The sequence below is a fragment of the Streptomyces sp. ST2-7A genome (genome assembly GCF_021390475.1).
Classification (GTDB): Bacteria; Actinomycetota; Actinomycetes; order Streptomycetales; family Streptomycetaceae; genus Streptomyces.
The window spans coordinates 37,082-50,226 of sequence record NZ_JAJUWS010000003.1; the positions used below are offsets into that span (position 1 = coordinate 37,082).

Genomic DNA, 13,145 nt, shown 5'->3' on the forward strand with positions numbered 1-13,145 from the left:
ACCCGGGATTCCCCGAGTGCCCGTGGCGAACTCGCACGTCACACGGTCGAGGTGGCGAACAGCGGAATCGGTTCGGTGTGAACCGTTGACACCCGGGGCGCTTCTCCCTAACGTGCAGCCGCATCGGTACCGATAGTTTTCGGAGTTATTCCGGAAGGTGTGTGATGCTCCACCACAGCCCCGCCCGGCGTTCGCGGACCGCCGTGGCGCCCGTCCTCCCCGCCCGCCCCGGCGGGGACGTCGGCGTGCCCGGCACCGCCCCGGCGCCTCGGGCCCCGCGGTTCCGACGGGATCCGGACGGCCGGGTCGCGGTCGGGCCGGGGCTCCGGGGGTGAGCGGCACCACCGGGATCCGTGCGGCCGCGCCCCGCCGCCCACCCCCGTACCGGGCGGGAACGGCCGGGCGGGGGGTGTCGGACGGGCGGTCGGGGACTCCCGCGCTCCGGTCCCCGCCCCGACCCCCCGGGCCCGCACGGCCCCGTCGAGGGGTCCCGCGACCCGGTGCCGTGGTCCGGCGGCGGGAACACCGTCGCCCCCGGCCGCCCCCGGCACGGGGTACGGCGGGAAACCCGGATACGGAGCGGCCCAGGGGGCCGGAACGTCGCCGCCCACCGGTCCACGACGGCGCGGTCCCCGGCGGGACACCGCGCCGCGCACGGGCGGACGGCGCCCCGCGCCGACCCCGCCGAACGGCACCACCCACCGCCACCCGGGCACGTCATCCCCGCCCGGGCCCTTCTTCAAGGAGCGTTATGCCTCACCCCTGGCAGGACACGGAGCTGTCCGCCGCCGAACGCGCGGCCGATCTGTTGGCCCGGATGACCCTGGAGGAGAGGGTCGGCCAGCTCTCCGCGATCTGGCCCGGATCGGACGCGGGGGGCGAGGACGTCGCCCCGCTCCAGCACCAGTTCACCGCCGGCGACGGGCCGGCCGACACCCCCAACGGGCCCGCCTCCCCGGACACCCTGCCCCCGCACGGGCCCGGGCAGCTCACCCGCCCCTTCGGCACCCTGCCGGTGGACCCGCTGAAGGGCGCCCGCGCGCTGGCCGAACTGCAGCGGCGCGTGATGGCCAACAACCGGTTCGGCATCCCCGCGCAGGCGCACGACGAGTGCCTGACCGGCTTCACCGCCTGGCAGGCCGCCATTCTGCCGACCCCGCTGGCCTGGGGCGCCACCTTCGACCCCGAACTGCTGGAACGGGCCGCCGCGATGATCGGCGAGTCCATGCGGGCGGTCGGCGTGCACCAGGGCCTGTCCCCCGTCCTGGACGTGGTGCGCGACCCCCGGTGGGGACGCACCGAGGAGTCCATCGGGGAGGACCCGCAGCTGGTCGCCGAGCTGGCCACCGCCTACGTGCGGGGACTGGAGTCGGCCGGGATCGTCGCCACCCTCAAGCACTTCGCCGGGTACTCCGCCTCCCGCGCCGGACGCAACCACGCGCCGGTCTCCATGGGGCCGCGCGAGATGGCCGACGTGATCCTGCCGCCGTTCGAGTTGGCGTTGCGCGAGGGCGGCGCCCGCTCGGTGATGCACGCCTACACCGACACCGACGGGGTTCCGGCCGCCGGCGACCGGGAACTGCTCACCGAGCTGCTCCGCGAGCACTGGGGCTTCACCGGCACGGTCGTCGCCGACTACTTCGGCATCTCCTTCCTGGAGCTCTCCCACCGGGTGGCCGACAGCCCCGGGACGGCTGCGGCGTTGGCCCTGGAGGCCGGCGTGGACGTGGAGTTGCCCGTTCTGCGCTGCTACGGCGAACCGCTGCTGGACGGCGTGCGCTCCGGCGCGGTGCCGGAGGAGTTGGTGGACCGCGCCGTGCTGCGGGTGCTGATCCAGAAGTGCGAACTGGGACTGCTGGACCCCGGCTGGGACCCGACCGCGCCCGCGCTGCGCCCCGGCGCCCCGGCCTCCCCGGTCACCCCCGACGGGCCCGGGGACGGCTCCGCCGACGGGTCCGAGCCGCGGATCGACCTGGATCCGCCCGCGCTGCGGGACGTCGCCCGCAGGCTGGCCGAGGAGTCGGTCATCCTGCTGGCCAACGACGGCACGCTGCCGCTGCGTCCGGGGCTGCGGATCGGCGTCACCGGCCCGTTCGCCGACGAGTCCGCCGCCATGCTCGGCTGCTACACCTTCCCCCGCCACGTGGGCGTGGAGCATCCGGAACTGCCGTTGGGCGTGGAACTGCGGAGCCTGCTGGAGTCGCTGCGCGCGGAACTGCCGCACGCGACGATCGACCACCACGACGCCCCCGGTACCGCCGCGGCGCCCTCCCTCCCGACCGCCGACGGCCCCCGGCCGGACGTGTGGGTCGTGGCGTTGGGCGACCGCTCGGGGCTCTTCGGCCGGGGCACCTCCGGCGAGGGTTGCGACGCCGCCGACCTGGAGCTGCCCGACGGACAGGGCGCGGTGCTGGACGCCCTGGTGGAGACCGGTGTCCCCGTCGTGGCGGTGCTGCTGACCGGGCGCCCCTACGCGCTGGGGCGGTGGGCCGACCGGCTGGCCGGGATCGTCCAGGCGTTCTTCCCCGGCGAGGAGGGCGGACCGGCGGTCGCCGGCGTGCTCTCCGGCCGGATCAACCCCTCCGGCCGGCTGCCGGTCGGGGTGCCGCGCCACGCGGGCGGCCAGCCGACGACGTACCTGGCCCCACCGCTGGGGCGGCACAACGACGCCAGTTCGCTGGACCCGGGCGCGCTGTTCCCCTTCGGCCACGGCCTGCACTACACCTCCTTCGCCTGGGAGGACGCGACCATCGACACCCCGAAGCTGCCCACCGACGGGCGGGGTCCGGACGGTGTCGGCGAGGCGGTCGCCCGGGTGTCGGTGACGGTGCGCAACACCGGTGACCGGGCGGGGACCGAGATCGTGCAGCTGTACCTGCACGACCCGGTGGCCCGGATCGTGCGGCCGGTGCAGCGGCTGATCGGGTGGGCCCGGGTGCCGCTGGAGCCCGGCGCCTCCGCCCGGGTGACCCTGTCCGTCCACCCGGACCTGGCCTCCTACACCCTGCGGCCGGGTCGACGGATCGTGGAGCCCGGTGCCCTGGAACTGCGGTTGGCCGCCTCCTCCGAGGACACCCGGCACCCGCTGGCGCTGGAGCTGACCGGCGCCGAACACACCACCGGTCCGGATCGGCGGATGACCTGTCCGGTGCTGGTGGAGCCCCTGCCCACCGACGCCGGCGGGCCCGGCGACTCCGGCCCGGCGTCCGTGGCCGGGACGACCGCCGCGGAGGTCTCCGCCCCCGCCGGCTGAGACCCGTCCCCCCACAATCCCCGCGACCGGGGCGTCACCGTCGCCCCCGCCGAACGTCCCGGTCGCGGGATCCGCACCGTCCCACCACAATCGAGGCATGGACGGTCCGCTGTTCTCCGTGGTCGCGGTCGCCCTGTGGGTGACCGCCGGCCCCATCGGCACCGCCCTGATGACCCGTCCGGGCCACCCCCATCCGCCGTGGCTGCTCCGAGGCGTGCTGTTGGGCCCCCTCGCCGCCGCCGTGCTCTCCGAACGCGCCGACCACTCCCCCCGCACCGTGATCGCCCCCGTCCCCGGGGTACCCGGGACCGGTGGGGCCGATGTCAAGGGCCGAAGCGGGGGTTTCCGCGTCCCGGGTGGCATCGGGGGCGAAACGGGCGTGGACCGTATCGTGAAGGCCACCGGCCGACTGCTCCGATTCCGTCCCGGCCGGGTGGTGTCGACCACCGTGATCGACCACGACACCGCCGGGACGGCCGACCGTGCCGCGACCGCCTCGGCCGGGGGCGGCGCGACCGACACCGACCCCGCCCGCCGTCGGGCCCGGGAGGAGATCGACCGGGCCCCGCGACCCCTGAAGGGATGTGCCGTGGCCCTGGTCCGGTTCCACGCAACGCCCCCGCCTCTCGTCGAGATCGCCGACGGCCGCCCGGCCGCCGCACCGGTGGACCTCGCCCGCGCCGAGGGGCCCGACGTGATCGTCGTCGACTCCCCCCTGCACCGGGCACACCCTCCGCGCGGGGGTGTCTGCCGCGAACTGCCCGACCACTCCCCGGGGCCCGTCCCGGTGGCCGCCGGCGGCGGTCACCGGGAGCAGCGCCGGACCGCACCGCACACCCCCACCGGGGACGGCCGACGACGGGCGACGCCCGGATCCGCCGGCCCGTCGACCCCCGCAGCGGCATGAGCGCCCCGGCCGGCAACCGGCACACCGGGGTCGGGGGCCGTGTCGGGGGAACCGGGGCAGCCGGTGAGGACGAGCGGCGCGCCGAGGCCCACCGCCTCAACGCCCATGAGGTCATGCTCCTGCTGGGCACCGACCCCGACCGCGGCCTGACCTCCGCCGAGGCGAACACCCGGATGGAGCGCTGGGGGCCCAACGCGCTGCCGCGGACCGGCGGCAGCGGCACCCTGACCCGGCTGCTCCGCCAGTTCCACCACCCGCTGATCTACGTGCTGCTGGTCGCCGCCGCGGTCGCCCTGCTGCTCGACGAACCGGTGGACTCCGCCGTCATCATGGCGGTGGTGCTCGCCAACGCCGTCATCGGATTCGTCCAGGAGTCCCGCGCCGAGGCCGCCCTGGACGCCCTGCGCGCCATGGTCCGTACCCGGGCCAAGGTGGTGCGCGACGGCGCCCCGCACAGCGTCGACTCCGAGGAACTCGTTCCCGGCGACCTGGTCCACCTGGCCTCCGGCGACAAGGTCCCGGCCGATGTGAGGCTGGTGCGGCCGGCCGAACTGCGGGTCGACGAGTCCGCGCTCACCGGCGAGTCCCTGCCGGTGGCCAAGGACGAGTCGGCGCTGCCGGTGGAGACGATCGTCGCCGACCGGCGGAACATGATCTGGTCCGGCACCCTGGTCACCGGCGGTACCGGCACCGGCGTGGTGGTCGCCACCGGCGGCGAGACCGAACTCGGCGAGATCCACCGGCTGGTGGGCGGCGCCGACACCCTCGCCACCCCGCTGACCCGCAAGCTGGACTCCTTCAGCAAGGTGCTGACGGTCGCGATCCTGGCCCTGGCGGCCGCCACCTTCGCGCTCGGCCTGTTGCGCGGCGACGAGCTCGGTCTCACCTTCACCGCCGCGGTGGCGCTGGCCGTGGCCGCCATCCCCGAGGGACTGCCCGCCGTCGTCACCATCACCCTGGCCATCGGGGTGGCGCGGATGGCGAAACGGCGGGCCGTCATCCGCCGACTGCCCTGCGTGGAGACGCTGGGCGGGACCACCGTCATCTGCTCGGACAAGACCGGCACCCTGACCCGCAACGAGATGACCGTGCGGCGGGTGTGGACCCCGGACGCGGTATTCGCCGTGGAGGGCACCGGCTACGGCCCGGAGGGCGCGATCATCGGCCCCGACGGCGAACCGCTGTCGGACGCGGAGGCCGGCGGCGAGGCGCTGCGCTGGACGCTGCTGACCGGCGTCGCCTGCAACGACGCCCGCCTGACGCACGACCCGGAGGGCGACCGGTGGAAGCTGATCGGCGACCCCACCGAGGGCGCGCTGCTCGCCGTGGGCGCCAAGGCGGGCCTGGACCCGACCGGGGTGGGGGCCGGGCTGCCCCGGCTGGACACCGTGCCGTTCAGCTCGAGGCGGCGGCGCATGGTCACCCTGCACGACCACCCGGCCGAGGGCGGCACCGTCACCCTGGTCAAGGGCGCCGTGGAGGGGCTGCTGCCGATCTGCGAGCGGTGGATGGGCGCCGACGGCCTGCCGCGTCCGCTGGACCCGGCGACCGTTGAGCGGGCCGTGGAGGAGTTGGCCGGACAGGGCCTGCGGGTGCTGGCCACGGCCGTGCGGACCGGCCCCGCGGGGGCGCGCTCGCTGAACGGGGGCGGCGACGCCGGCGACGGCGAGGACGAGGGCCTCGGGGAGGGGCGCGGGTTCGTGCTCACCGGCCTGCACGCCATGATGGACCCGCCGCGCGACGCCGCCCGGGACTCCGTGGCCGCCTGCCGGCGGGCCGGCATCGACGTGAAGATGATCACCGGTGACCACATGGTCACCGCCCGGGCCGTCGCCACGGACCTCGGGCTGCCCACCGACCGTCCCGGCGCCGTGATCACCGGCGCGGAACTGACCGCCATGCCGCCGGAGGAGTACCGCTCCGCGCTGCGGAACGCCACCGTGCTGGCCCGGGTCTCCCCCGAGCAGAAACTGCGGATGGTGGAGGCGCTGCAGGAGAGCGACGAGGTCGTGGCGATGACCGGCGACGGTGTGAACGACGCGCCGGCGCTGCGCCGGGCGGACATCGGGGTGGCGATGGGTCGCGGCGGCACCGAGGTGGCCAAGGAGGCCTCCGACGCGGTGCTGCTGGACGACGACTTCTCCACCATCGAGGCGGCGGTCGAGGAGGGGCGCGGGGTCTTCGACAACCTCTCCAAGTTCATCGTCTGGATCCTGCCCACGAGCATGGGCCAGGCGTTGGTCATCCTCACCGCGATCGTGCTCGGCAGCGCCCTGCCGGTGCTGCCCACCCAGATCCTGTGGGTGAACATGACCACCGCCGTGCTGCTGGGGCTGATGCTGGCCTTCGAGCCGCGCGAGCGCGGAATCATGGACCGGCCGCCGCGCAGTCCCTCACAACCCCTGCTGACCCGGGGGCTGAGCATGCGGGTGCTGCTGGTGGGGGTGCTGATCGTGGCCGCCGCGATGTGGCTGTTCACCTACGAACGCTCGATCGGCGCCTCGGACGAGGCGGCCCGCACGGCGGCGATGAACGTCGTCATCGCGATCCAGGTGTTCTACCTGTACAGCTGCCGGTCGCTGCGGACACCGGCCTGGCGGGTGGGATTGTTCACCAACCCGTGGATCCACGTCGGGGTGGGCCTGCAGATCCTCGCCCAGGTGTTCATCACCTACGTTCCCGTGATGAACACCCTCTTCCACACCGAGCCGATCGGTCTCGACTCGTGGGGTCGGGTGCTGGCCCTGGCGGCCCTGGCCTCGGTGGTCGTGGCGATCGACAAGCGGCTGCGCCACGGCGCGCTGTGACCGGTGCCCTCGTGCCGCCCGTGGCCCCCCGGGACGGGCGGCACGACGGACCGGGTCCCCGCCCGTGGCCCGACGCCCCACATCGGAACCCGGATACCACCCGGCCCGGCCCGATCGGTGGCAGGATGTGCCCATGGACGTGCGCAGGCGCAACAACGTCGTGATCACCGGTCGGCCCGATGGCCCGGTGGTGATGCCGGCGCACGGCTTCGGGTGCGATCAGAACATGTGGCGCCTGGTGGTGCCGGCACTGGCCGAGCGGTACCGGGTGGTCCTCTTCGACCACGTCGGCTCCGGTCGCTCCGACCTCGGCTCCTGGGACGCCGAACGCTACGCGGACCTGAACGGCTACGCCCGGGACGTGCTGGAGATCTGCGAGGAGCTCGACCTGCGCGAGGTGATCTTCGTCGGTCACTCGGTCAGCGCCATGATCGGGGCCCGGGCCGCCACCCGGGCGCCGGGGCTGTTCTCCGAGCTGGTGATGGTGGCGCCCTCGCCGTGCTACATCGACGACCCCGCCACCGGCTACCGGGGCGGCTTCACCGAGGCCGACATCGAGGAGCTGCTGGAGGCGCTGGACTCCAACTACCTGGGGTGGTCGGCCGCCATGGCCCCGGTGATCATGGGCAATCCCGAGCGGCCGGAGCTGGGGCAGGAGCTGACCGACAGCTTCTGCGCCACCGATCCGGCGATCGCCCGGGTCTTCGCCCGCACCACCTTCCTCTCCGACACCCGCGCGGAACTGCCCCGGCTGCGGGTGCCGACGCTGATCCTGGAGTGCGAGCGGGACCCCATCGCCCCCCGGGAGGTCGGCGCCCACGTGCACGCCACGATCCCCGACAGCACTCTGGTGACGCTCGACGCCACCGGTCACTGTCCGCATCTCAGCGCCCCGGAGGCCACCGCCGACGCGATCCTCTCCTTCCTCGGGGAGCGCGGCCGATGATCCCGCCGGAGGCCGACGGCGACGGCTCGCCCCGCGGGGGCGAGGTGGGCGCCGATTCGCCCGCGCACGGGCCGGAGGCCTTCACCGCGCTGCTCGAGGACAGCGCCGAGGACCTGTACGAGCACGCGCCGTGCGGCTACCTCTCCACGCTGCTGGACGGGGAGATCGCGCGGATCAACGGCACCCTGCTCGGGTGGTTGGGCCTCGCCCGCGAGGACGTGGTGGGTCGGATGCGCTTCTCCGACCTGCTCACCGTCGGCGGCCGGCTCTACCACGAGACCCACTTCGCGCCGCTGCTGCTGATGCAGGGCGAGATCTCCGGCATCGCCCTGGAACTGCGCCGGTCCGACGGCGGACGGCTGCCGGTGCTGGTCACCTCCAAGGTGAAGACCGGTACCGACGGCCGGCAACAGCTCATCCGCACCACCGTCTTCGACGCCAGGGAGCGTCGGGCCTACGAGAACGAGTTGCTGCGCGCCCGGCTGGAGGCCGAGAAGGCGGCGACGACGGCCGAACGGGAGCGTGAGACGGCCGAGCGGGAGCGGCTGCGGCTCCGGGAGGTGCTGGCGACCCTTCAGCGCAGCCTCCTGCCACCCTCGCTGCCCCCGGTACCGAATCTGGAGGCCGCCGCGTACTACCACACCGCCTCCCCCGACCACGTGGGCGGTGACTTCTACGACCTCTTCCCGCTCGGCGAGGAGCGGTGGGGGTTCTTCCTCGGGGACGTCTGCGGCAAGGGTCCCGAGGCCGCCGCCGTGACCTCGCTGATCCGCTACACCCTGCGCGCCGCCGTGCTGCACGAGCCGGACGCGGTCGGGGCCCTGCGCTCGCTCAACGGCGTGCTGCGCGAGCACGGAGCCGCCGGTGACCCGCGCCACTGCACCGTCATCGCCGGTTCGCTGAGCCCCGTGCGCACCGGGGAGTCCGCCGACGGCGGGCACGGGGCGCCGGGCGGGTACGAGATCCGACTGGCGGGCGGCGGTCATCCCCCGGCCCTGCTGCTGCGCTCGGACGGCCGGGTGGAGTACCTGCCCACTCCGGGCGGCGTGCTGGTCGGGATCCTGCCCGACCCGCGCTTCGTCGGCACCGGTATCGTCCTGCGTCCCGGCGACACCCTCCTGCTGTACACCGACGGCCTCACCGAGGCCCGGGTCGGGCCCGGGTCCGCCCGCTACGGCGAACAGGCCCTGCTCTCCTTCGCCGAGAACCTGGCGCCGGTCGGTGCCGAGCGGCTGGTCGGCACCGTCTCCGACCTGCTGGAGGGGTTCGGCCCCGGCCCGGACGACGACACCGCGATCCTCGCGCTCGGTGTGCCGCCGCACCGGGCACACACCCCCGGGAGGCGGATATGACCGATCTCAGCGACATGGACGGCCTGACCATCGATGTCCGGCGGGCCCCGAACGGAACCGTCCTCGCCGTGAGCGGCGAACTCGACTTCCACAGCGCGGAGGCCTTCCACACCGCCCTGCGCGATCTGACGCCCCGCCCGGGCGAGATACTCGTCCTCGATCTCGGCGGTCTGGAGTTCTGTGACTCCAGCGGCATCACCGGCTTCATCACGGCCCGCAATCGAGCCGTTGAGGCCGGGGCACGCATCGCGCTGACCGGCGTGCCGGCGCACACCGCCCGGGTGCTGAACATCATGGGGTTGGATCCGGTCCTCCCCGCCCACCCCACGGCCGAGGCCGCCCTGCGCGCCGACGCCCGCCCCACCGGCACCGACGGCCCCTGACCGGGCGCCCCGGACGGGGCCGGAGCGGCGCGTGGGGAGAGCCTCCAACCTCAAGTCCACCTGAGGTCAAGGGGTTTCGGAATTCCGGGTGTCGGGAGTCCCGCCCCGGCACGCGCCGAGGGGGCGGCGCCTCCGCACAGGTGCCGCCCCCTCGTCCCCCGTGTCACCGGAAGCCGCCGCCGCGGTGAGGGTCGGGGTGCGGCGGCGTCCTCCGGTCGGTCGGGGCGACCGGTCGGCTCAGCCGACCGCCGCCCGACCGGCCTCGAGCCGGGCCACCGGGACCCGGAACGGCGAGCAGGACACGTAGTCCAGCCCGACCTCGTGGAAGAAGTGCACCGACTCCGGGTCGCCACCGTGCTCACCGCAGACCCCGAGCTTGAGGTCGGGCCGGGTGGCGCGCCCGGCGCGGACGGCGGTGCGCACCAGGGCGCCGACCCCGTCCACGTCGATCGTCTCGAACGGCGAGGTGCCGAAGATGCCCTTCTCCAGGTAGGCGGCGAAGAAGCTGGATTCGACGTCGTCGCGGCTGAAGCCCCAGACGGTCTGGGTCAGGTCGTTGGTGCCGAAGGAGAAGAAATCGGCGCATTCGGCGATCTGGCCGGCGGTGAGGGCCGCCCGGGGCAGTTCGATCATCGTGCCCAGGGCCAGGCCGAGGTCGATGCCCCGAGCCCGTTCGATGTCCGCGATGATCCGCTCGGCGTCCTCGCGGACGATCTCCAACTCCTGCACCGTGCCGACCAGCGGGATCATGATCTCGACGTGCGGGTCACCGCCCGCGCGCCGACGGTCGGCGGCGGCCTCCGCGATGGCCCGCACCTGCATGGAGAACAGGCCGGGGATGACCAGCCCCAGCCGCACGCCGCGCAGCCCCAGCATGGGGTTCTGCTCGTGCAGGCGCCGGACGGCGGGCAGCAGTCGGCGGTCCTGTTCGTCGAGCGCGCCGTGGTCGCCGTTCCGCTCGGCCAGCGCGACGCGTACCGACAGCTCGGTGAGGTCGGGCAGGAACTCGTGCAACGGCGGGTCCAGGAGGCGGACCGTCACCGGCAGACCGTCCATCGCCTCGAACAGCTCGGTGAAGTCGGCCCGTTGCAGCGGCAGCAGGGCGTCCAGGGCCCGGTCGCGGTCCTCCTCGCCCTCGGCGAGGATGAGGTGCTCGACGAGTTCGCGGCGCTCGCCGAGGAACATGTGCTCGGTGCGACACAGGCCGATACCCCGGGCGCCGAAACGGCGGGCGCGGGCCGCGTCGGGAGCGGTGTCGGCGTTGGCGCGGACCTCCAACCGGCGGGCGGCGTCGGCGATGCCCATGATCCGGTCCACCGCGCGCACCAGGTCGTCGGCGCCGGGGTCGTCGGGGGCGACGCGCCCCTCGAAGTACTCCACGACCGGGGAGGGCACCACCGGGACCTCACCCCGGTGGACCCGGCCGGTGGAGCCGTCGATGGAGATCGTCTCGCCCTCGGTGACGACCACGGGGTCGCCGCCGGCGCGTCGCACGGTCAGCCGGCGTCCGGCGGTGTCCACCTCGACCTCCTCGGCGCCGCAGACGCAGGTCTTGCCCATGCCCCGGGCGACGACGGCGGCGTGCGAGGTCTTGCCACCGCGCGAGGTGAGGATGCCGGCGGAGGCGATCATGCCGTCGAGGTCGTCGGGGGTGGTCTCCCTGCGCACCAGGATGACGGCCTCGCCGGCGGCGGCCCGCTCCACGGCCGTGGCCGAGTCGAAGACCACGCGGCCGACGGCGGCACCGGGCGAGGCGGGGATGCCGGAGGCGAGGTGCTCGACCTCGGCGTCGGGATCGAAGCGGGGGAACATCAACTGGGCGAGGCGTTCGCCGGTGACCCGTCGCAGGGCCTCGGTCTCGTCGATCAGGCCCTGGTCCACGAGCTGGGTGGCGATCCGGAAGGCGGCGGCGGCGGTGCGCTTGCCGACCCGGGTCTGGAGCATCCACAGGGTGCCGCGTTCGATGGTGAACTCGATGTCGCACAGGTCCCGGTAGTGGTTCTCCAGGGTCTCCATGATGGACAGCAGTCGGTCGTGGCTCGCCTTGTCGAGGCGTTCGAGATCGGCGAGCGGCACGGTGTTGCGGATGCCGGCGACGACGTCCTCGCCCTGGGCGTTCTGCAGGTAGTCGCCGTAGACGCCCTGGTGGCCGGTGGCGGGGTCCCGGGTGAAGGCGACACCGGTGCCGGAGTCGGGGCCGAGGTTGCCGAAGACCATGGAGCAGATGTTGACGGCGGTCCCCAGGTCGTGGGGTATCCGCTCCTGTCGCCGGTACAGGCGGGCGCGGTCGCCGTTCCAGGAGTCGAAGACGGCGCGGATGGCGAGGTCCATCTGCTCGCGGGGCTCCTGGGGGAACTCCCGGCCGGCCTGCTCACGGACGATCGCCTTGAAGCGGTCGACGAGGACGGCGAGGCGATCGGCGTCGAGTTCGACATCGGTGGTGACCCCGGCCTCGGCCTTGAGTGTGTCGATGGCCTCCTCGAAGAGATCGCCGTCCACGCCGAGGACGGTCTTGCCGAACATCTGGATCAGTCGGCGGTAGGAGTCCAGCGCGAAGCGCTCGTCCCCGGCCTGCGCGGCGAGGGCCACCACCGAGGTGTCGGAGAGCCCGATGTTGAGGACGGTGTCCATCATGCCGGGCATGGAGAACTTGGCGCCGGAGCGGACGGAGACCAGGAGGGGGTCGTCACCCCGTCCGAGGCGCTTGCCCATGCGGCGCTCCAGCGCGTCGAGGTGCGCACTCACCTCGGCGCGGAGTTCCGGGGGCTCGGAGCCGGTCTCCAGGTAGGCGCAGCAGGCCTCGGTGGTGATGGTGAAGCCCGGTGGGACGGGCAGGCCGAGCCTGGTCATCTCGGCGAGGTTCGCGCCCTTGCCACCGAGCAGGTGCTTGAGGTCCTTGTGGCCCTCGGAGAAGTCGTAGACGTACTTCACCGGCGGAGCGGCGGGGGCCGCGGCTTCGAGGGTGACGGCGGGTACTCGTGTTCGTGTTTCCGGCACGGGACTACTCCTCGTGAACGGCTGCCCTGACAGCGGGAGGCTACCCCGCCGACCGCTCATCTGAGCATAATCGCCATCATTCGTGGCGGGCGTCACGCTCACCAAACGCGCATACACCACCAAGCGGCGCTTTCACCCCACGTCCACCCGCCGGATTCGGGATGTTCCACACCGGGACACCGACACCCCCGGGAGGACGGGAGCGGCCGTCGGGCCGCCGGATTCATCCCTTCCAGGGTGGTACGGAACGGTACGCGCGGCGACCCGGGCGGGGCCCGACACCCGTTCCGGTCGCGGCATGAGGGCGAGGACCGGGGTGACGGGCATCCCGTCGGACCCGGTCCGGGCGGCGGGGGTCGCGCTCATCCGAGCGGGGCGTCGGGGGCGCGCTCCCGGACGCACGCCGCCACCCGGTCGGACGGGAGCGGACCGGGACCTCCCGCCACGGGGCGCCGGCACGGCACCGGCGTGCCCCGGGACGGGCGGTGAGGGGCACCCAC

At 74.1% G+C, this 13,145-nt stretch carries 7 protein-coding genes; 6 read left to right on the plus strand and 1 reads right to left on the minus strand.

Annotated features, from left to right (window positions below; translation table 11 throughout):
* The first annotated feature begins 751 nt into the window (after positions 1-751).
* The 6 genes from LZF96_RS02800 (at position 752) to LZF96_RS02835 (ending at position 9,648) form a co-directional block, all read left to right on the plus strand.
* On the plus strand, positions 752-3,253 hold the full coding sequence (locus LZF96_RS02800) for a glycoside hydrolase family 3 N-terminal domain-containing protein (protein ID WP_233865292.1): 2,502 nt from the start codon (positions 752-754) through the stop codon (positions 3,251-3,253).
* A gap of 97 nt (positions 3,254-3,350) precedes the next feature.
* Complete coding sequence (locus LZF96_RS02805) at positions 3,351-4,160, plus strand: hypothetical protein (RefSeq protein WP_233865294.1); 810 nt, start codon at positions 3,351-3,353, stop codon at positions 4,158-4,160.
* Complete coding sequence (locus tag LZF96_RS26875) at positions 4,157-6,967, plus strand: HAD-IC family P-type ATPase (protein ID WP_308294135.1); 2,811 nt, start codon at positions 4,157-4,159, stop codon at positions 6,965-6,967. The genes LZF96_RS02805 and LZF96_RS26875 overlap by 4 nt, the downstream gene beginning before the upstream one ends.
* A gap of 133 nt (positions 6,968-7,100) precedes the next feature.
* Positions 7,101-7,913, plus strand: a complete 813-nt coding sequence (locus LZF96_RS02825) for an alpha/beta fold hydrolase (RefSeq protein WP_233865296.1) — start codon at positions 7,101-7,103, stop codon at positions 7,911-7,913.
* Positions 7,910-9,265 (plus strand): PP2C family protein-serine/threonine phosphatase, encoded by a 1,356-nt coding sequence (locus LZF96_RS02830; protein WP_233865297.1) that lies wholly within the window; start codon positions 7,910-7,912, stop codon positions 9,263-9,265. The genes LZF96_RS02825 and LZF96_RS02830 overlap by 4 nt, the downstream gene beginning before the upstream one ends.
* Entirely contained in the window at positions 9,262-9,648 is a 387-nt protein-coding gene (locus LZF96_RS02835; protein ID WP_233865298.1) for an STAS domain-containing protein, read from the plus strand. Before LZF96_RS02830 ends, LZF96_RS02835 begins: the two co-directional genes overlap by 4 nt.
* Positions 9,649-9,885: 237 nt before the next feature.
* Here LZF96_RS02835 and ppdK read toward each other — a convergent pair whose 3' ends face one another.
* Positions 9,886-12,579, minus strand: a complete 2,694-nt coding sequence (ppdK, locus tag LZF96_RS02840) for a pyruvate, phosphate dikinase (protein WP_233865479.1) — start codon at positions 12,577-12,579, stop codon at positions 9,886-9,888.
* Between the last annotated feature and the right edge of the window lie 566 nt (positions 12,580-13,145).

What these genes read in the sequence shown, in the direction of transcription:
- LZF96_RS02825 (WP_233865296.1), top strand. Translation starts at nt 7,101, where the DNA reads ATGGACGTGCGCAGGCGCAACAACGTCGTGATCACCGGTCGGCCCGAT.
- LZF96_RS02805 (WP_233865294.1), top strand. Translation starts at nt 3,351, where the DNA reads ATGGACGGTCCGCTGTTCTCCGTGGTCGCGGTCGCCCTGTGGGTGACC.
- LZF96_RS02800 (WP_233865292.1), top strand. Translation starts at nt 752, where the DNA reads ATGCCTCACCCCTGGCAGGACACGGAGCTGTCCGCCGCCGAACGCGCG.
- LZF96_RS02835 (WP_233865298.1), top strand. Translation starts at nt 9,262, where the DNA reads ATGACCGATCTCAGCGACATGGACGGCCTGACCATCGATGTCCGGCGG.
- LZF96_RS02830 (WP_233865297.1), top strand. Translation starts at nt 7,910, where the DNA reads ATGATCCCGCCGGAGGCCGACGGCGACGGCTCGCCCCGCGGGGGCGAG.
- LZF96_RS26875 (WP_308294135.1), top strand. Translation starts at nt 4,157, where the DNA reads ATGAGCGCCCCGGCCGGCAACCGGCACACCGGGGTCGGGGGCCGTGTC.